This is a genomic window from Pseudomonas entomophila (assembly GCF_029193575.1).
GTDB classification, from domain to species: Bacteria; Pseudomonadota; Gammaproteobacteria; order Pseudomonadales; family Pseudomonadaceae; genus Aquipseudomonas; species Aquipseudomonas entomophila_G.
This window is the reverse complement of the sequence record NZ_JARGCS010000056.1, coordinates 553,058-570,705: the sequence shown is the minus strand read 5'-3', so window position 1 is coordinate 570,705 and position 17,648 is coordinate 553,058. Positions and strand designations below refer to the sequence as shown.

The window sequence follows — 17,648 nt, the reverse complement described above, 5'->3', positions numbered from 1 at the left end:
CGCAGTACCTGTGGCGGCGGGCTTGCCCCGCGATGAAAACGGCGTGGCCCGAAAGCCTTACGCGGTCTCGGTATTCCTGAGGATGGTCAACAACTGTTGCACACTCTGCGCGGCATCCAGCCCCAGGCTGGTCAGGTAGCCGCCGTCGGGCTGGTCGGTCAGTTGCTTTTCATGCAGGCGCTTGGCCGCGGCGATCAAGGCGGGTGAGGCGTTGCTGTGGACCTTGATGCCTTCCTGGTGGCTGTCGAGGTTGAACAGCGCGAGCACTTCCAGTTCGGCAACGAATTCGGGGGTGAAGGACATGGGCGACTCCTGACTTCCAGACAAGGATGGAAGTCAGCAGTGTAGTCACGCTTCGGCGTCGTCGCCTTGATTTGCCTCAGGTGGCAATTCCGGCAGGGCGCGCAGGGCAGTTTCGTACCATTCGCCGTTGAACGGGCGGTCCTCGTCGAGCATCGCGTCGATCTCGATGGCCAACACATGGGCCATCAGGTTGAGGATGTCTTCGCGTTCGTAGCCAACCAGGGTCAGCTTGTTGAAGATGGCCTTGGCGGCCGGCGGCTCGCCGCTCTCTATCTGGTTTTCGATGGCCTGGGTCAGGGTCGCCTCGACGAAGGCTTCTTCCTCGTTGGCATCGATGTCGTCGTGTTCGCTCATGGCGCAGCTCCAGTGATGGGATGCACAGTGTGCCACGCCGTCGTCGGCAATGCCCGGTCATCGACGCCGCCCATGACACTGGCGATGGGCCGGCCAGGCGGCTATAACAGCCGGGCCATCCCCACACGGCCTGGAGGCTGTAACCCATGCTCAAGCTTCACGGATTCTCGGTCAGCAATTACTACAACATGGTCAAGCTGGCCTTGCTGGAGAAGGGCGTGCCCTTCGAGGAAGTGCCGTTCTTCGCCGGGCAGACCCCGCAGGCGTTGGCCATCAGCCCGCGCGGCAAGGTGCCGGCGCTGGAGACCGAGGCGGGCCAGTACCTGAGCGAGACCGGGGTGATCCTCGAATACCTCGAAGAGACCCAGGCCGGCAAGCCGCTGCTGCCGACCGACCCCTACGAGCGCGCCAAGGTGCGCGAGTTGCTCAAGGAGGTCGAGCTGTACATCGAGCTGCCGGCGCGCACCTGCTACGCCGAAGCGTTCTTTGGCACGGCGGTGGAGCCCCTGGTGAAGGAAAGGGCGCGCAGCGAGTTGCTGGCGGGCTTTGCCGCGATCAAGCGCAATGGGTGTTTCGCACCCTATATCGCGGGTGGGCAACTGACCATCGCCGACCTGATGTTCTGCTTCTCGGTCGACCTGGCCTGTGCCGTGGGCAAGAAAGTATTGAACCTGGACTTGCTGGCGGACTTCCCGCAGGCGAAGGCATTGCTGGAGCTGCTGGGGGAGAGCGAGCACATGCGGCGGATCGTGGCCGATAAAGAGGCGCAGATGCCGATGTTCATGGAGATGATGCGTAACAAGCGGTGATCGGAGGGGGCCGCTGCGCGGCCCATCGCGGCACAAGACCGCTCCCTCAGGGTCAGAGGTGTCCTGTGTGGGAGCGGCCTGGTGCCGCGATTCGAGGGCAAAGCCCTCGCCAGGTGCTTAGCGCGAAGCCAGCAGCGCCTGGCCGCGTGCCACGGCCGCGCGCACCTGCGCCGGGGCGGTGCCGCCGATGTGGTTGCGGGCGTTGACCGAGCCTTCCAGGGTCAGCACGGCGAACACGTCCTGCTCGATCTGGTCGCTGAACTGGCGCAGTTCGTCCAGGCTCATCTCGGCCAGGTCCTTGCCGGTGTCGACGCCATATTTCACCGCGTGGCCGACGATTTCGTGGCAGTCACGGAACGGCAGGCCGCGGCGCACCAGGTAGTCGGCAAGGTCGGTGGCGGTGGAGAAGCCGCGCAGCGCCGCCTCGCGCATGATGGCGTGGCGTGGCTTGATCGCCGGGATCATGTCGGCGAAGGCGCGCAGCGAGTCGCGCAGGGTATCGGCGGCGTCGAACAGCGGCTCCTTGTCTTCCTGGTTGTCCTTGTTGTAGGCCAGCGGCTGGCCCTTCATCAGGGTCAGCAGGCCGGTCAGGGCGCCGAACACGCGGCCGCTCTTGCCACGCACCAGCTCCGGGACGTCCGGGTTCTTCTTCTGCGGCATGATCGAGCTGCCGGTGCAGAAGCGGTCGGGCAGGTCGATGAACTGGAACTGCGCGCTGGTCCACAGCACCAGCTCTTCGGAGAAACGCGACAGGTGCATCATCGCCAGGCTCGCGGCGGCGCAGAATTCGATGGCGAAGTCACGGTCCGAGACGCCGTCCAGGGAGTTGCCGGCCACGGCTTCGAAACCCAGCAGCTTGCAGGTCAGTTCGCGGTCGATCGGATAGGTGGTGCCGGCCAGCGCGGCGCTGCCCAGGGGCATGCGGTTGGTGCGCTTGCGGCAGTCTACCAGGCGCTCGTAGTCGCGGCTGAGCATCTCGAACCAGGCCAGCAGGTGGTGGCCGAAGGTCACCGGCTGGGCGGTTTGCAGGTGGGTGAAACCGGGCATGATGGTCTCGGCTTCACGCTCGGCTTGCTCCAGCAGGCCCTTTTGCAGGCGGGTGATCTCGCCGAGGATCAGGTCGATCTCGTCACGCAGCCACAGGCGGATGTCGGTGGCCACCTGGTCGTTGCGGCTGCGACCGGTGTGCAGCTTCTTGCCGGTGATGCCGATGCGGTCGGTCAGGCGTGCCTCGATGTTCATGTGCACGTCTTCGAGGTCGACACGCCAGTCGAAGCTACCGGCCTCGATCTCGCCCTGGATGGTCTTCAGGCCATCGACGATGGTGTCGCGCTCGGCATCGCTGAGCACGCCGACCTGCGCCAGCATGGTGGCGTGGGCGATCGAACCCATGATGTCGTGGCGGTACAGGCGCTTGTCGAAATCGACCGAGGCGGTGAAGCGGGCGACGAAGGCGTCGACGGGCTCACTGAAGCGGCCGCCCCAGGACTGATTGGTCTTGTCGGTGCTCATGGATTCACTCGTAGCTGGCGTGAACGAAAAAGTGGCGCCGATCATAGCAGGGTTGGCGCCGCCGCCGCAGGGCGCCGGTCGCCAGAAACCGTCGAAAATCAATCGGGCGCGGCGTGCACGAGGATATTCAACGATTGAACGGCGTTGTTCCATGGACCGTCTACAGTTGGACAAAGGGCTGGCAGCGAATCTGCCAGCCCAGTGAATCTTTGGCCTTCGCATGGGTCTGTAGGCTGACCGCGATAACGGTCGACATACACTTGTCTACGCCCCTCCCGTGCGAGACTCACTCAGGAATCCAGCGCCATTATGAATGTCCTGATCGTTGACGACGAACCGCAAGCCCGCGAACGCCTGAGCCGGCTGCTCGGCGAGCTGGAGGGCTACACCGTGCTGGAGCCCAGCGCCACCAACGGCGACGAGGCCCTGGCCCTGATCGAAAGCCTGAAGCCGGACGTGGTCCTGCTCGATACCCACATGGTGGGCCTGGATGGTCTGCAGGTGGCGGCGCGCCTGTGCGAGCGCGAGGCGCCGCCGGCGGTGGTGTTCTGCATCGAGGACGATGAACAGCAGAAATTCAAGGACAGCTCGCTGAGCCACGTGGCCTGGCCAATCCAACCCCAGGCCCTGCGTGACGCCCTGCGCAAGGCGGAAAAGCCCAGCCGCAGCCTGCTGGCGGAGCTGACCCGCCCGGCCAGCGACAGTGGCGGGCCGCGCAGCCATATCAGCGCGCGAACGCGCAAGGGCATCGAACTGATCCCCTTGCCCCAGGTCATCTATTTCATTGCCGACCACAAGTACGTGACCCTGCGCCATGAGGCGGGCGAGGTGCTGCTCGATGAGCCGCTGAAGGCGTTGGAGGACGAGTTCGGCGAGCGCTTCGTGCGCATCCACCGCAACGCGCTGGTTGCCCGTGAGCGCATCGAGCGCTTGCAGCGCACGCCGCTGGGGCATTTCCAGTTGTTCCTCAAGGGGCTGGATGGGGATGCGCTGACGGTCAGCCGGCGGCATGTGGCGGGGGTGAGGAAGATGATGCAGGCCCTGTGACGGGCCTGCATGACCCAGGTCTGCTGGTAAGGGGGAGGTAGCTGTTATCATCGACGGCATTTCTCTGCCCTGGGGCGTTCCATGTCCACTCGTGAAATCCGCATTGCCACCCGTAAAAGTGCCCTGGCCCTGTGGCAGGCCGACTATGTGAAGGCCCGCTTGGAGCATGCGCACCCCGGCCTGGTGGTGACCCTGGTGCCGATGGTCAGCCGTGGTGACAAACTGCTCGATGCGCCATTGGCGAAGATCGGCGGCAAGGGCCTGTTCGTCAAGGAACTGGAAACCGCCTTGCTGGACAATGAAGCCGACATTGCCGTGCATTCGATGAAGGACGTGCCCATGGACTTCCCCGAAGGCCTGGGCCTGTACTGCATCTGCGAGCGCGAAGACCCGCGCGACGCCTTCGTTTCCAACCGCTTCGCCAGCCTCGACGCACTGCCCGCCGGCAGCATCGTCGGCACTTCCAGCCTGCGCCGCCAGGCCCAGTTGCTGGCGCGTCGCCCGGACCTGGAAATCCGCTTCCTGCGCGGTAACGTCAACACGCGCCTGGCCAAGCTCGACGCGGGCGAATACGACGCCATCATTCTTGCCGCCGCCGGCTTGATCCGCCTTGGCTTCGAAGACCGCATCACCTCTTCCATCAGTGTCGAAGACAGCCTTCCGGCCGGCGGCCAGGGCGCGGTGGGCATCGAGTGCCGCAGTGCGGACCTTGAGATCCAGGCCCTGCTGGCACCCCTGAATCACCTCGATACCGCCGACCGCGTGATGGCCGAGCGTGCCCTGAACAAGCACCTCAACGGTGGCTGCCAAGTGCCGATCGCGTGTTATGCCGTGCTCGAAGGCGAGCAACTGTGGCTGCGCGGCCTGGTGGGCCAGCCCAATGGCGGCACCTTGCTGGTGGCCGAGGCGCGAGCGCCGCGTGGCAGCGCTGAAGCGCTGGGCGTTCAGGTCGCGCAAGACCTGCTCGGCCAGGGCGCCGAGGCGATTCTCAAGGCTGTCTATGGCGAGGCCGGCCACCCGTGAGCGGCTGGCGCCTGCTGCTGACTCGCCCCGAAGAGGAGTGCGCGGTGCTGGCGCACAGCCTCGCTGCAGTGGGTATCGCCAGCAGCAGCCTGCCGTTGCTGGCGATCGAACCGCTGGCCCTGGACGCCGCCGGGCAGGCGCGATTGGCCGGTTTGGCCGGGTACCAGGCGATCATCGTGGTGAGCAAGCCAGCGGCGCGCTTGCTGCTCGCGCGGCTGGCCGAAGCGGGCCTCACGCCACCGCCCCGCGGCTGGTTCACGGTGGGCGCGGCGACGGCGGGCGTTCTTCAGGCCGCGCATCTGGATACGACTTTCCCTACAGAAGGCGATGATAGCGAGGCCTTGCTTGAGCTATCTGTCCTGCGCGAGGCTATCGCCTTTCCTACAGCGCGCGTCTTGATCGTCCGGGGGATGGGAGGGCGCGAACTGCTTGCCGAGCGTCTCGCGGAGCAAGGTGCTAGTGTCGATTATCTGGAACTGTATCGCCGTGGCCTGCCGGATTACCCGGCCGGCACCCTGAGGCGTCGGGTCGAAGGGGAACGCCTCAATGGCCTGGTGGTCAGCAGTGGGCAGGGTTTCGAACACCTGCGGCGGCTGGCCGGCGCGGATTGGCCGCGCCTGGCGGGGCTGACGCTGTTCGCGCCCAGCCCGCGGGTCGCCGAAATGGCCAGGGCGGCAGGCGCCCGACAGGTTGTGGATTGCCGTGGCGCCAGTGCCGCGGCCTTGCTGGCAGCCGTGCAGCGTAGCGCTGCACCTGCCTCCTAAGGCGCTAAGCTGATTGCGGCGCCCCCATGCAAAGGATGGATACGTGAGCGAAACTGTCTTGTCCAACAACGAACGATCCGTGGCAGGCGAAACGCCGGAACCGGGTGCTACCCAGGCGCTTCCCGCGCAACCTCCGAAACGCGCTGGCAACGGCCTGGCCCTGCTGGCGTTGCTGATCGGCGCCGCCGGGGTGGCGATCGGCGGCTGGGGGGCCTGGCAGGTGCGCCAGTTGCAAGGCAACGAACAGGGCCAAGGCGAGCACCTGGATGCGCTGAACCAGCGCGCCGAAGCCTTGCAACAGCGTCAGCAGCAGTTCGGCACGCAACTGGCCAGCCTGCCCGCAGCCAGTGAACTGGAAGACCGCCGCCGCCTGGTGGCCCAGTTGCAGAGCGACCAGCAACGCCTGAGCCAGCGACTGGAGACCGTGCTGGGCGAGAGCCGCAAGGAATGGCGCCTGGCCGAAGCCGAGCACTTGCTGCGCTTGGCCACCTTGCGCCTGTCGGCGTTGCAGGACATCAACAGCGCCAAGGCCTTGGTCGAAGGCGCCGACGAGATCCTTCGCGAGCAGAGCGACCCTGGCGCCTTCGCCGCGCGCGAGCAACTGGCGCGCAGCCTGGCGACCCTCAACAGCACCCAGCAGCCGGACCGCACCGGCCTGTTCCTCAAGCTCGCCGCCCAGCGCGAGCAGGTCCAGCAACTCAGCGCCCAGTCGCCCGAGTTCCAGAGCGACGCCGACGCCCTCGGCGCGTTGACCGCCGACGGCGATGGCGCCAGCCGCTGGTCGCAGTGGTGGGCGGAGATCTCCAAGTACTTCCAGATCGAGTTCAATGCCGACGACAACGTGCGGCCGTTGCTCGCCGGGCAGTCGCTCAACCAATTGCGTCTGGCGTTGAGCCTGACCCTCGAACAGGCCCAGTGGGCCGCGCTCAACGGTGAGGCCAAGGTCTACAGCCAGGCCCTGGACGACGCCCGCAGCGTGCTGCTGGCCAACTTCAACCCGGACAACCCGCAAAGCAAGGCCATGCTCGACAGCCTCAACGCCTTGGCCGAGCAGCCGGTGTCGGTCGTGGTGCCGGACTTGGCCGAGAGCCTGGCCGCGGTGCAGGCGTACATCCAGCGCCGCCACCTGCCGGTCGAGGGTGAAGGGGGCAAGCCATGAAGCGCGTCTACCTGCTGGCGGTGCTGGCGATCGTCATCGCCGCGGCGCTGGGCATCGCCATCGCCAAGCACAGCGGCTACGTGCTGATCGCCTATGGTGGCTTCCGCTACCAGTCGGGGTTGTGGGCGGCGCTGGGCGTGCTGCTGGCGCTGGTGCTGGCGCTGTGGCTGTTGCGCTACCTGGTCGGCCTGGTGCTGGCTTCCACCGGCGTGGTCAACCCCTGGTCGCGGCGCAACCGCAGCCGGCGCACGCGCATCGCCCTCGAGCAAGGCCAGTTGGACCTCGCCGAAGGCCGCTGGGCCAGTGCCCAGCGCCACCTGCACCGCGCCGCCGAAGCCGAGCGCCAGCCGTTGCTGTACTACCTCGGCGCTGCCCGCGCGGCCAACGAACTGGGCCGCACCGAGGAGAGCGACAACTTGCTGGAGCGCGCCCTGGAGCGCCAGCCCCAGGCCGAGCTGGCCATCGCCCTGACCCACGCTCAGTTGCAGATGGATCGTGGTGACAGTGACGGTGCCTTGGACACGCTGCTGGCCATGCACGACCGTCACCCACACAACGCCCAGGTGTTGCGCCTGTTGCAGCGCCTGCACCGCGAGCGGGGTGATTGGCCGGCGCTGATCCGCCTGCTGCCTGACCTGCGCAAGCACAAGGTGTTGCCGGGCAACGAACTGGCCGAATTGGAGCAGCGCGCCTGGGGCCAGAACCTGACCCTGGCAAGCACCCGTGGCGAGGCGCCGCAGGCCGCGCGGCAAGCCCTGGAGCGCGCTTGGCAGCAACTGACCTCGGCCCAGCGCCAGGAGCCGCAACTGGTGCTGGCCTATGCCGAGCAACTGCGCCAGGTTGGGGCCCAGGGCGAGGCCGAGCAGGTGCTGCGTGCCGCCCTCAAGCGCCAGTACGAAAGCCACCTGGCGCGTTTGTATGGCTTGGTGCGCGGTGATGACCCGGCGCGCCAGCTGCAAACTGCCGAAGGCTGGCTCAAGGACCACCCCCAGGACCCGAGCCTGCTGCTGACCCTCGGCCGCTTGAGCCTGCAGAACCGTCTATGGGGCAAAGCGCGCGACTACCTGGAAAGCAGCCTGCGCATGGAGCGCAACCCCGAGGCTTGCGCCGAACTGGCGCGGCTGCTGGCGGGGCTCGGCGAAACCGAGCGCAGCAATCAGCTGTTCCAGGAGGGCCTGGGCCTGCTCGACGAGCGCCTGCTCGCATTGCCGCTGCCGGAAGGCGTTCACGCTTGATCGAACAAGCCCCGTTTGCGTACCGCCCAAGGTGTGCAAACGGGGCTTGTCGTTGCTGTGATTTTGACCACGCGTAGGAAAGTTAAGTTGTTGTGTTTGTCGCCAGGATAATTCCTACGTGATTTAGGAAAGCTTCGTTGTTAATCAGCGACTTGTCTGTGTGGTAGCGCCTTGAAACAAAGCGGGTCTTTCCTCTACCGTTTCAAGCCATATCACCCACACCGGAAATCTCATCGTCCATGTCGCTGGCCCGCTTGCGCAGATTGTCCTTTCTCGGTTTCGTCATGGCGCTGGCGGTGCTGTTGGGCTCGGTCGTCCTGGAAATGCGCATCGGCCTGCTGCCGTGCCCCCTTTGCCAAAGCCAGCGACTGTTCCTCGCGCTGTATGCACTGGCGTGCCTGGGAGCGGTGCTCCATGGCCCAGCGCCGTCGGCCACGCGGCGTTACCGACTGCTTGCCTTGGCGTGCGCCATGGCCGGTGCCGCGCTGGCGGCGCGCCATGTGTGGCTGCAGGGTGAGTGGTCGCCCAGCGCCGAGTGCCCAGCGTCGCTGGCGCAGGTGTTGCAGAAACCCTGGCGCGAGGTGTTGTGGCAATTGCTGGTCGGCGGCCCCGACTGCGTTTCGATTACCTGGAGCTTCCTCGACCTGACCCTGCCCGAGTGGAGCCTGCTGGCGTTTCTGCTGCTGGCGGCGCTGCCCCTGTCGCGCCTGCTGGCGTATCGTTTCCGCAACCTCGGCACGGGTTGATCCGGGGCAATCGTCCAGCGCATTGCACGACCAATGGTCCCTCGCGCGGGCATCAAAACGCTTGTATGAACTTAGTCCACTGCGTACCTTGATGGGCAGCACGCACGGGAATAATCTCCCCTGCACGGATACCGAAAACACAACTGCTCGATGCCGTCCTGCTGATGTCACCTTTGTGCCGCGGAGTTGTGGTGCGAGGTGCAGCGGCATCTACCCAGATAGGGAAGAGATTGCCATGCTCGATAGTTGCCAGAACGCTCAGGAACGGTGGGGCGGGGTTCACAAGCTGATCGACCGCTGGCTGCAGGAGCGCCAGGAGCTGGTACAAGCGTTCCGCGCCTTGCGCGATGCCAAGCCGGCCTTCGCCGACAAGGACCAGAATCGCGACTTTTGCGCGGTGCTGGTCGACTACGTGTCGGCCTGGCATTTCGAGGTCAGCGAGCAACTGGTCAGTGAGGCCAAGGCGTTTGGTGATACCCGCGGCCTTGAGCTGGCCACACAGATCAACCCGCGCATCGATGAAAGCACGCAGATCGCCCTGGCCTTCAACGATCACTGCGAAAAGGGCGAGTGCACCGACACCGAGCGCTTCGCCGAGAAACTCGGCAAGCTGGGCAGCCTGCTGCACGAGCGCTTCGAACTGGAAGACTGCCTGATCGAAGTGCTGCATACCGCGCACAAGGAAGAAGGCGCCGTGCAGGCCTGAGGTCAGGGCCCGACCGCCAGCAATTCGATCTCGAACACCAGCGGGGTGTACGGCGCGATCAAGTCGCCGGCACCCTCCGCCCCATAGGCCTGCGCCGAGGGGATCACCACCCGCCACTTGGCCCCCGCCTTCATCTTCGGCAACGCCACCTGCCAGCCTTCGATCACCGAGTTCAGGCTGAACCACTGGGGTTGTTGGTTCTGGTCGAACACCGAGCCATCCGGCAATTTACCCACGTAGCGCACCTGCACCTTGCCGCCCGTGCCGGGCTGCGCGCCGCTGCCGCTGGCCAGCTCGCTGTAGAGCACGCCCCCGGCCAGTTCATGCACACCGGTGCGGGCGCGTTCATTGGCCATGAAGCGCTTCTCGGCGGCTTGCAGTTTCTCTACCTCGGCCTGTTGCGCGGCGGCATTCGCCTGGGCTTCGTGTTGGGCGAGGATGGCTTGCATGCGCGTGCGGTCGATGCGCGGTGGCTGGCCCTGATAGGCCTGGCGCAGGCCTTCCACCAGGGCATCGAGCTGCAGGCCCGGCACCTCCTGGCGCAGGCGCTCGCCCAGGCTGGAGCCCAGGCTGTAGGCCAGGTCCTGGTCGTTGGCGGGCGGGGCGTCGGTGGCGGCGAGGGTGTGGGGTGCCAACAAGCACAGGCCGAGTATCAGATAACGAGGCACGATCAACTCCTGCGACGGAAGCGCGAAGTATGCCAGCGTTCGTTGCCGTGCAATGCGTAAATATCAGCAGCGATTTATTGGCGAACTACACTTGCACCGAGCTGCAAGATAACAACTTTGCCCAGGCATGCAACGCGGCGCAAACAATACTGTCAACATGCCCTAGCGGCGGTAGCAGCAGAAGCATAGTATGAGCCGCAATCTCGTCAGCCAGGAGGTAAGCCATGTCGGCCAAAAAGAAGCCAGTCAGTACGCCTTTGCACCTGCTCCAGCAACTTTCCGGTAGCCTGCTCGAACATTTGGAAGATGCCTGCTCCCAAGCGCTGGCGGATGCGGAGAAACTGCTGGCCAAGTTGGAAAAACAACGTGGCAAGGCGCAGGAGAAACTGCACAACGCCCGCCTGAAGTTGCAAGACGCCGCCAAGGCCGGCAAAGCCAAGGCCCAGGCCAAGGCCAAGGACGCCATCGGCGAACTTGAAACTTTGCTCGACTCTCTCAAGGACCGTCAGACCCAAACCCGCACCTATATTCAGCAACTCAAGCGCGATGCCCAGGAAAGCCTGAAACTGGCCCAGGGTGTTGGCAAGGTGCGTGAAGCCGCTGGGAAGGCGCTGGGTCTGCGAGCCGCTGCGAAACCGGCTGCGAAAGTTGCTGCCAAGCCTGCCGCTAAACCGGCGGTGAAGGCTGCCGCCAAGGCCCCGGTCAAGGCCGCTGCCGCTAAAGCCGCTGCCAAACCGGCTGCCAAAGCACCCGCAAAAGCGCCAGCTGCCAAGCCTGCCGCCAAACCGGCTGCTGCCAAGGTGCCCGCCAAGGCCGCCGCGAAGCCAGCTGCCAAGCCCGCTGCTGCGAAGCCTGCGGCCAAGCCTGCCGCCTCGAAGGCCCCGGTCAAGCCAGCGGCTGCGAAGCCTGCGGCCAAGCCGGCCGTCTCGAAGGCCCCGGCCAAGCCAGCGGCTGCGAAGCCTGCAGCCAAGCCGACTGCCGTGAAGGCCCCGGCCAAGCCAGCGGCTGCGAAGCCTGCAGCCAAGCCGACCGCCGTGAAGGCCCCGGCCAAGCCCGCTGCTGCGAAACCGGCTGCCAAGCCCGCCGCCGCCAAGCCGGTAGCGGCCAAGCCCGCTGCCAAGCCTGCCGCTGCCAAACCGGTAGCGGCCAAACCGGCTGCCAAACCGGTAGCGGCCAAACCGGCTGCCAAGCCCGCCTCCGCCAAACCCGCCGCGCCTGCAACCAGCACCCCGGCCCCGGCAGCCCAATCGACCGCGCCCGCTGCGGCACCGTCGGCCCCGGCCAGCACCCCGGCTCAGTCGCCGTCCACGGCGTCCTGAAGCTCCGTGGCCGCGACGCGCAATTGATGCAGCGCGTCGTGGTCGCAGGTCGGCTCCGGCACCAGCCAGGCCAACCAGTCACCCGTGGGCCCTTGCGGGCTCGCGGGCCATCCTTGCGCAACCTCCTCCAGCCTTGCCAGCAACGTGCGCTCGGCGTCCAGTTCCAGCTTTTTCAACTGTTCCCTTAGTACCGCCCATTGCTGGTCATGCGCGGCGTCCGCGCGCCATTGCTGGCGCAGTGCGCGCAACGGCGTCACCACGCGAGCCTGCCAGGGGCCGGCGATCGCCCGCAGCACATCGATACGCCCGGCATCGGGCAGCACTCGCCGCGCCTGCAGCCAGGTGCCGCAGAGCAGCAGGCAGACATCCGCCCCCTGCGCCTGCAACGCCAGGCAGGCTGCCTCGACCCCCGGCCGGGCATACAGGGCCACGGCGTGATTCCACAGTTCGCTTCGCATGTTCGTCTCGCGCCAGTGATCAAGTGGCCTGTGTGGCCCAATCGGAAGCTGATAGACTCCGCGACCATCATGATCAGACTATCCAACCTCACTTTACAGCGTGGTCCCCAGCGCCTGCTAGAAGGCGCCGAGATGACCCTGCACGCCGGTCACAAGGCCGGCCTGATCGGTGCCAACGGCGCCGGTAAATCCAGCCTGTTCGCCCTGCTGCGCGGCGAGCTGTCGCCCGATGCCGGGGATTGCCAACTCCCCGGCGACTGGCGCATCGCGCACATGCGCCAGGAGGTCGACACCCTCGAGCGCCTGGCCGTGGACTACGTGCTTGACGGCGACCTGCGCCTGCGCAAGGTCCAGGCCGAGCTGGCCGCCGCCGAGCAGGCCCACGACGGCAACGCCGTGGCGCGCCTGCACAGTGAGCTGGACAGCGCCGACGGCTACACCGCCGATGCCCGCGCGCGCAAGCTGCTGGCCGGCCTGGGCTTCACCTCCGAGCAGATGGACCGCCGCGTCGGTGACTTCTCCGGTGGCTGGCGGATGCGCCTGAACCTGGCCCAGGCGCTGATGTGCCCGTCCGACCTGCTGCTGCTCGACGAGCCCACCAACCACCTCGACCTCGACGCCATCCTCTGGCTGGAGGACTGGCTCAAGGGCTACCCGGGCACGCTGCTGCTGATCTCCCACGACCGCGACTTCCTCGATGCCGTGGTCGACCACGTGCTGCATGTCGAGCAGCGCAAGCTGAACCTCTACAAGGGCGGCTACAGCGCGTTCGAGCGCACCCGCGCCGAGCGCCTGGCGCAACAGCAGCAGGCCTACGAGAAGCAGCAGGCGCAGCGCGCGCACATGGAAAAGTACATCGCCCGTTTCAAGGCCCAGGCCACCAAGGCCCGCCAGGCGCAAAGCCGGATCAAGGCCTTGGAGCGCATGGAAGAGCTGTCGGCGGCGCACGTGGATTCGCCGTTCGACTTCGTCTTCCGCGAATCGCAGAAGATCTCCAGCCCGTTGCTCGACCTCTCCGAAGGCCGCCTGGGCTACGGCGACAAGGCCATCCTCGAGAAGGTCAAGCTGCAACTGGCCCCCGGCGCGCGCATCGGCCTGCTCGGCCCCAACGGCGCGGGCAAGTCGACCCTGATCAAGAACCTTGCCGGCGAGCTCGCCCCCCTCGGCGGGCGTCTGGTGCGTGGCGAGAATCTGGCCGTGGGCTACTTCGCCCAGCACCAACTCGACTCGCTCGACGACAAGGCCAGCCCGTTGCTGCACCTGCAACGCCTGGCCCCGGCCGAGCGCGAGCAGACCCTGCGCGACTTCCTCGGCGGTTTCGACTTCCACGGTGACCGGGTCGACGAGCCGGTGGTGAATTTCTCAGGTGGCGAAAAGGCGCGCCTGGCCCTGGCGCTGATCGCCTGGGAGCGTCCGAACCTGCTGCTGCTCGACGAACCGACCAACCACCTGGACCTGGAAATGCGCCTGGCGCTGACCATGGCCCTGCAGGAGTTCAATGGCGCGGTGGTGGTGGTGTCCCACGACCGTCACCTGCTCAAGAGCACCACCAACGACTTCCTGTTGGTGGCCGATGGCAAGGTCGACACTTTCGACGGCGACCTGGACGACTACAGCCGCTGGCTGATCGACTATCGCCAGCGCACGGCGCCGGTCAGCAGCGCCCCGGCCAACCCGGACAAGACCGACAAGAAGGCCCAGCGCCAGGCCGCCGCCGCCCTGCGCCAGCAGTTGGCGCCGCACAAGCGCGCCGCCGAGAAGCTCGAAACCGAGCTGGGCCAGGTGCACACGCAATTGGCCCAGATCGAGGCCGCCCTGGGTGACAGCGGCCTCTACGACAACGCCCGCAAGGACGAACTGCGCGACCTGCTGGCCCGCCAGACCAAGCTCAAGCAGCGCGAAGCCGAGCTGGAGGAGGCGTGGATGGAGGCCTTGGAAACCCTGGAAAGCATGCAGGCCGAACTGGAGGCGCTGTCCTGATGGAGGAGCTGCGCTCGTTGTTGCCGGGGCAATGGATGGATGCGTTCTGGCTGGGCTTGCAGATCCTGCTGATCCTGGCGCTGGCCTTCGTGCTGCAGCGCGTCATCGCCCGCACCTTGAGCCGCCTCGGCCAGCGCTATCCGCTGCCGCCGGAGCTGCTGGTGCCGGTGCGTGGCGGTTTGCGCTGGCTGATCATGGGCAGCGCGCTGCTGTTCGTGCTGGAGCGCATGGGGGTGTCGGCCACGGTGTTGTGGACGGCCCTGTCGGGCTTTGTCGCGGTGGCGGCGGTGGCGTTCTTCGCCATCTGGAGCGTGCTCTCCAACCTGCTGTGCGCAGTGCTGATCTTCACCGTCGGGCCGTTTCGCATCGGCGATGTGGTCGAGCTGGTCGATACCCTCGACAAGCCGGGGGTGAAGGGACGGGTGATCGCCATCAACCTGCTGTACACCACCCTGATGGAAACGCCGGAGGCGGGTGGAGCGCTGGTGCAGGTGCCGAACAGCCAGTTCTTCCAGAAGTCGGTGCGACGCTGGCGGGGAGCTGAGGCGCAGGGCGCCGGTAATGGGGTTGCGGTCGAGTCGGATTGAGCCTTCACCGGCCCTATCGCGGGGCAAGCCCGCGATAGGGCCGGCACTGACACCTGGAAACCCGGTGCCCGCCACAAATACCGCTGGTTATTTTTTCACCAAAACCTTAGCTTAACGTTTTGCAACATTCGTTCGAGCGAGGTGTGTGATGTCGATGGAAACCTGGTTGGCCTTCTTTGCCGCGTGCTGGGTCATCAGCCTATCGCCGGGGGCCGGGGCCATCGCCTCGATGTCCAGTGGCCTGCAATACGGTTTCTGGCGTGGCTATTGGAACGCCCTGGGCCTGCAACTGGGCCTGATCGTGCAGATCGCCATCATCGCCGCCGGTGTCGGTGCCATCCTCGCCGCCTCCGCCACCGCCTTCCAGATCATCAAGTGGTTCGGCGTCGCCTACCTCGTGTACCTGGCGTACCGGCAATGGCGGGCGCTGCCGATGGAGATGAGCGAAGAGTCCGCCGTGCGCCCCATCGGCAAGCCCTTGAGCCTGGTGTTCCGGGGCTTCCTGGTCAACGTCAGCAACCCCAAGGCGCTGGTGTTCATGCTCGCGGTGCTGCCGCAGTTCATCGACCCGCACCAGCCGCTGCTGGCGCAATACCTGGCGATCACGGCGACCATGATCAGCGTCGACATGCTGGTAATGGCGGGTTACACCGGGTTGGCCTCGCGCGTGCTGCGCCTGTTGCGCACGCCGAAGCAGCAGAAGCGCCTGAACCGTACCTTCGCCGGGCTGTTCATCGGCGCCGCGACCTTCCTCGCGACGCTGCGCCGGGCGCCGATCTGACTGGGCACGGCGCCCTTTACCGATCCTTGTCGAGCAGGCCCTTGAGCAGGTCGACCGGCAGCGGAAACACGATCGTCGAGCTCTTGTCCCCGGCGATCGACCCCAGCGTCTGCATGTAGCGCAGTTGCATCGCCCCAGGCTCCTTGCTCAGCATCTGCGCCGCCTGCATCAATTTCTCCGACGCCTGCAGCTCGCCCTCGGCATGGATCACCTTGGCCCGCCGCTCACGCTCGGCCTCGGCCTGGCGGGCGATGGCGCGGACCATCGACTCGTTGAGGTCGACGTGCTTGATCTCGACGTTGGCCACCTTGATGCCCCAGGCGTCGGTCTGCGCATCGAGCACCTGGCGGATGTCCAGGTTCAACTGCTCGCGCTCGGCCAGCAACTCGTCCAGCTCGTGCTTGCCGAGCACCGCGCGCAGGGTGGTCTGGGCCAGTTGGCTGGTGGCGGTGAGGAAGTCCTCGACCTGGATGATCGCCTTCTGCGGGTCGAGCACGCGGAAGTACACCACCGCGTTGACCTTCACCGACACGTTGTCACGGGTGATCACGTCCTGCGGTGGCACGTCGAGCACCACGGTGCGCAGGTCCACCCGGACCATTTGCTGGATGCCCGGGATCAGGATGATCAGCCCCGGCCCCTTGACCTGCCAGAAGCGCCCTAGCTGGAACACCACGCCGCGCTCGTACTCGCGCAGGATGCGCAACGCCGACAGCAGCAACACGCCAAGCAGCATCAGCAAAGCGCCGAAACCGAACTGAACGAACATCTCTATTCTCCTTGCGCCGCGGGCGCGGTGGCGCTGACCTCCAGCACCACGCCGTCGCGGGCGGTCACCCGCACGTGCTGGCCGGGTTGCAGCGGGGTTGCGCAACGCACTTGCCATTGTTCGCCCTGGGCCTGTACCGAGCCGCAGAACGGGTTGTCGGCCGTCACCTGGGTCACGGTTGCCAGGCTGCCCACCAGGCCCGCGTCGCCGCTGACCAGCGCGCGCTGTCGCGCCTTGATGGCCATGCCCAGCACACCACCGAGCAGCAGTGCCGAGACGCTCGCGAGGCCCACGATCAGCGCCAGGGGGATGCCGAAGCCAGGGGCATCGGTGTCCATCAGGATCACCGCGCCCACCACGAAGGCGACGATGCCGCCGAAGCCGACCACGCCGAAGCTGGGCAGGAACGCCTCGGCGACCATGAACGCCAGGCCCAGCAGTATCAGCGCCACGCCGGCATAGCTCACCGGCAGCAGTTGCAAGGCATACAACGCCAGCAGCAGGCAGATGCCGCCGATCACCCCACCGACGCCGGAGCCGGGGTTCATGAACTCGAACAGCAGGCCGTACACGCCGATCATGATCAGGATCAGCGCCACGCTGGGGTTGGTGATCACCGCCAGCAGGCGCGTGCGCCAGTCGGGCAGGTGTTCGACCACCGTAGCGCCCGCGGTCTTCAGCACGCGCGGCTGGTCGGCGGCGCTGAGGGTCTTGCCGTCGAGCTGACGCAGCAGGTCGGGCAGGTCGTTGGCCAGCTGGTCGATCACCTTCAGCCGCAGTGCCTCGCTGGCCGACAGGCTGACCGCCTCGCGCACGGCCTTCTCCGCCCAGTCGGCGTTGCGCCCGCGCAACTGCGCCAGGCCGCGGATGTACGCCGCGGCATCGTTGACCTGCTTGCGCGCCAGGGTGTCCTGCTGCGGGTCGGCCTTGCCGGGCTCCTTGTCGCCCGCGCCGATCTGCACCGGCGTGGCGGCGCCGAGGTTGGTGCCGGGGGCCATCGCCGCCACATGGCTGGCATAGAGGATGTAGGTGCCGGCGCTGGCCGCCCGTGCACCGCCCGGGGCGACGTAGGTGGCCACCGGCACGGGGCTGGCGAGGATCGCCTTGACGATCTGGCGCATGGCGCTGTCCAGTCCGCCCGGGGTGTCCATGCGGATCACCACCAGCTGCGCGCCCTGCGCATTGGCCTGCTCCAGGCCGCGCACCAGGTAGTCGGCGCTGGCCGGGCCGATGGCGTCGTCGATGTCCAGCAGCCATACGTTGCCGCCAGGCGCGGCCAGGCCCCCCGGGGCGAGGCCGAGGGCCAGCAACAGCAGCAAGCAGCGCCAGCAGCGAGCGATCACCTGTCGTCACCTGGTTAGGGCCTGTACCCAAAGTCTAGTCGTGCCTGCCGGGGCAGGGCCTAAACTTGCCAAGGGCAAGCCAAGC

19 protein-coding genes are annotated in these 17,648 nt (G+C 66.5%); 12 read left to right on the top strand and 7 right to left on the bottom strand.

Features of this window, described 5'->3' with window-relative positions; translation table 11 throughout:
* Positions 1-57: 57 nt before the first annotated feature.
* A complete protein-coding gene (locus P0Y43_RS26350) occupies positions 58-303 on the bottom strand; it encodes a TIGR02647 family protein (RefSeq protein ID WP_275640176.1) in 246 nt (81 codons plus the stop codon).
* A 45-nt stretch (positions 304-348) separates the two neighbouring features.
* Positions 349-657: a hypothetical protein gene (locus tag P0Y43_RS26345; RefSeq protein WP_275640175.1), complete on the bottom strand. Its 309-nt coding sequence runs from the start codon at positions 655-657 to the stop codon at positions 349-351.
* Between the two features lie 146 nt (positions 658-803).
* On the opposite strand from P0Y43_RS26345, the gene P0Y43_RS26340 reads away from it, so the two are divergent.
* A complete protein-coding gene (locus P0Y43_RS26340) occupies positions 804-1,466 on the top strand; it encodes a glutathione S-transferase family protein (RefSeq protein WP_275640174.1) in 663 nt (220 codons plus the stop codon).
* A gap of 117 nt (positions 1,467-1,583) precedes the next feature.
* Here the strand turns inward: P0Y43_RS26340 and argH are convergent, their stop codons facing one another.
* Complete coding sequence (gene argH / locus P0Y43_RS26335) at positions 1,584-2,978, bottom strand: argininosuccinate lyase (protein WP_275640173.1); 1,395 nt, start codon at positions 2,976-2,978, stop codon at positions 1,584-1,586.
* A 309-nt stretch (positions 2,979-3,287) separates the two neighbouring features.
* Between argH and P0Y43_RS26330 the strand changes: the two genes are divergently transcribed.
* The 7 genes from P0Y43_RS26330 (at position 3,288) to rsd (ending at position 9,658) form a co-directional block, all read left to right on the top strand.
* Entirely contained in the window at positions 3,288-4,025 is a 738-nt protein-coding gene (locus P0Y43_RS26330; protein ID WP_275640172.1) for a LytR/AlgR family response regulator transcription factor, read from the top strand.
* An 81-nt stretch (positions 4,026-4,106) separates the two neighbouring features.
* On the top strand, positions 4,107-5,048 hold the full coding sequence (hemC, locus tag P0Y43_RS26325; RefSeq protein WP_275640171.1) for a hydroxymethylbilane synthase: 942 nt from the start codon (positions 4,107-4,109) through the stop codon (positions 5,046-5,048).
* Complete coding sequence (locus tag P0Y43_RS26320) at positions 5,045-5,812, top strand: uroporphyrinogen-III synthase (RefSeq protein WP_275640170.1); 768 nt, start codon at positions 5,045-5,047, stop codon at positions 5,810-5,812. Before hemC ends, P0Y43_RS26320 begins: the two co-directional genes overlap by 4 nt.
* A 43-nt stretch (positions 5,813-5,855) precedes the next feature.
* Entirely contained in the window at positions 5,856-6,971 is a 1,116-nt protein-coding gene (locus tag P0Y43_RS26315; protein ID WP_275640169.1) for a uroporphyrinogen-III C-methyltransferase, read from the top strand.
* Positions 6,968-8,206: a heme biosynthesis HemY N-terminal domain-containing protein gene (locus tag P0Y43_RS26310; protein WP_275640168.1), complete on the top strand. Its 1,239-nt coding sequence runs from the start codon at positions 6,968-6,970 to the stop codon at positions 8,204-8,206. Before P0Y43_RS26315 ends, P0Y43_RS26310 begins: the two co-directional genes overlap by 4 nt.
* 239 nt (positions 8,207-8,445) lie before the next feature.
* Complete coding sequence (locus tag P0Y43_RS26305) at positions 8,446-8,952, top strand: disulfide bond formation protein B (protein ID WP_275640167.1); 507 nt, start codon at positions 8,446-8,448, stop codon at positions 8,950-8,952.
* A gap of 235 nt (positions 8,953-9,187) precedes the next feature.
* On the top strand, positions 9,188-9,658 hold the full coding sequence (gene rsd, locus P0Y43_RS26300; protein WP_275640166.1) for a sigma D regulator: 471 nt from the start codon (positions 9,188-9,190) through the stop codon (positions 9,656-9,658).
* A gap of 2 nt (positions 9,659-9,660) precedes the next feature.
* On the opposite strand, the gene P0Y43_RS26295 is transcribed toward rsd, so the two are convergent.
* Entirely contained in the window at positions 9,661-10,326 is a 666-nt protein-coding gene (locus tag P0Y43_RS26295) for an FKBP-type peptidyl-prolyl cis-trans isomerase (protein ID WP_275640165.1), read from the bottom strand.
* A gap of 224 nt (positions 10,327-10,550) precedes the next feature.
* Here P0Y43_RS26295 and P0Y43_RS26290 point away from each other — a divergent pair, with 224 nt between their 5' ends.
* A complete protein-coding gene (locus P0Y43_RS26290; RefSeq protein ID WP_275640164.1) occupies positions 10,551-11,645 on the top strand; it encodes an AlgP family protein in 1,095 nt (364 codons plus the stop codon).
* On the opposite strand, the gene P0Y43_RS26285 is transcribed toward P0Y43_RS26290, so the two are convergent.
* Positions 11,621-12,103 (bottom strand): TIGR02444 family protein, encoded by a 483-nt coding sequence (locus P0Y43_RS26285; protein WP_275640163.1) that lies wholly within the window; start codon positions 12,101-12,103, stop codon positions 11,621-11,623. The genes P0Y43_RS26290 and P0Y43_RS26285 overlap by 25 nt on opposite strands.
* 69 nt (positions 12,104-12,172) lie before the next feature.
* On the opposite strand from P0Y43_RS26285, the gene P0Y43_RS26280 reads away from it, so the two are divergent.
* The 3 genes from P0Y43_RS26280 to P0Y43_RS26270 all read left to right on the top strand — a co-directional run bounded on the left by P0Y43_RS26280 (position 12,173) and on the right by P0Y43_RS26270 (position 15,451).
* Entirely contained in the window at positions 12,173-14,083 is a 1,911-nt protein-coding gene (locus tag P0Y43_RS26280) for an ATP-binding cassette domain-containing protein (protein WP_275640162.1), read from the top strand.
* The gene (locus P0Y43_RS26275; protein WP_275640161.1) at positions 14,083-14,670 is read left to right on the top strand and encodes a mechanosensitive ion channel domain-containing protein; all 588 of its coding nucleotides are present in this window, start codon (positions 14,083-14,085) and stop codon (positions 14,668-14,670) included. The genes P0Y43_RS26280 and P0Y43_RS26275 overlap by 1 nt, the downstream gene beginning before the upstream one ends.
* Before the next feature lie 148 nt (positions 14,671-14,818).
* Positions 14,819-15,451: a LysE family transporter gene (locus P0Y43_RS26270; RefSeq protein ID WP_275640160.1), complete on the top strand. Its 633-nt coding sequence runs from the start codon at positions 14,819-14,821 to the stop codon at positions 15,449-15,451.
* 16 nt (positions 15,452-15,467) lie between these two features.
* Here the strand turns inward: P0Y43_RS26270 and P0Y43_RS26265 are convergent, their stop codons facing one another.
* Both P0Y43_RS26265 and P0Y43_RS26260 read right to left on the bottom strand, forming a co-directional pair.
* Entirely contained in the window at positions 15,468-16,220 is a 753-nt protein-coding gene (locus tag P0Y43_RS26265) for a slipin family protein (protein ID WP_275640159.1), read from the bottom strand.
* A gap of 2 nt (positions 16,221-16,222) precedes the next feature.
* Complete coding sequence (locus P0Y43_RS26260; RefSeq protein ID WP_275640158.1) at positions 16,223-17,563, bottom strand: NfeD family protein; 1,341 nt, start codon at positions 17,561-17,563, stop codon at positions 16,223-16,225.
* Positions 17,564-17,648: the final 85 nt, after the last annotated feature.

What these genes read in the sequence shown, in the direction of transcription:
- P0Y43_RS26350 (WP_275640176.1), bottom strand. Translation starts at nt 303, where the DNA reads ATGTCCTTCACCCCCGAATTCGTTGCCGAACTGGAAGTGCTCGCGCTG.
- P0Y43_RS26345 (WP_275640175.1), bottom strand. Translation starts at nt 657, where the DNA reads ATGAGCGAACACGACGACATCGATGCCAACGAGGAAGAAGCCTTCGTC.
- P0Y43_RS26340 (WP_275640174.1), top strand. Translation starts at nt 804, where the DNA reads ATGCTCAAGCTTCACGGATTCTCGGTCAGCAATTACTACAACATGGTC.
- argH (WP_275640173.1), bottom strand. Translation starts at nt 2,978, where the DNA reads ATGAGCACCGACAAGACCAATCAGTCCTGGGGCGGCCGCTTCAGTGAG.
- P0Y43_RS26330 (WP_275640172.1), top strand. Translation starts at nt 3,288, where the DNA reads ATGAATGTCCTGATCGTTGACGACGAACCGCAAGCCCGCGAACGCCTG.
- hemC (WP_275640171.1), top strand. Translation starts at nt 4,107, where the DNA reads ATGTCCACTCGTGAAATCCGCATTGCCACCCGTAAAAGTGCCCTGGCC.
- P0Y43_RS26310 (WP_275640168.1), top strand. Translation starts at nt 6,968, where the DNA reads ATGAAGCGCGTCTACCTGCTGGCGGTGCTGGCGATCGTCATCGCCGCG.
- P0Y43_RS26305 (WP_275640167.1), top strand. Translation starts at nt 8,446, where the DNA reads ATGTCGCTGGCCCGCTTGCGCAGATTGTCCTTTCTCGGTTTCGTCATG.
- rsd (WP_275640166.1), top strand. Translation starts at nt 9,188, where the DNA reads ATGCTCGATAGTTGCCAGAACGCTCAGGAACGGTGGGGCGGGGTTCAC.
- P0Y43_RS26290 (WP_275640164.1), top strand. Translation starts at nt 10,551, where the DNA reads ATGTCGGCCAAAAAGAAGCCAGTCAGTACGCCTTTGCACCTGCTCCAG.
- P0Y43_RS26285 (WP_275640163.1), bottom strand. Translation starts at nt 12,103, where the DNA reads ATGCGAAGCGAACTGTGGAATCACGCCGTGGCCCTGTATGCCCGGCCG.
- P0Y43_RS26280 (WP_275640162.1), top strand. Translation starts at nt 12,173, where the DNA reads ATGATCAGACTATCCAACCTCACTTTACAGCGTGGTCCCCAGCGCCTG.
- P0Y43_RS26275 (WP_275640161.1), top strand. Translation starts at nt 14,083, where the DNA reads ATGGAGGAGCTGCGCTCGTTGTTGCCGGGGCAATGGATGGATGCGTTC.
- P0Y43_RS26270 (WP_275640160.1), top strand. Translation starts at nt 14,819, where the DNA reads ATGTCGATGGAAACCTGGTTGGCCTTCTTTGCCGCGTGCTGGGTCATC.
- P0Y43_RS26265 (WP_275640159.1), bottom strand. Translation starts at nt 16,220, where the DNA reads ATGTTCGTTCAGTTCGGTTTCGGCGCTTTGCTGATGCTGCTTGGCGTG.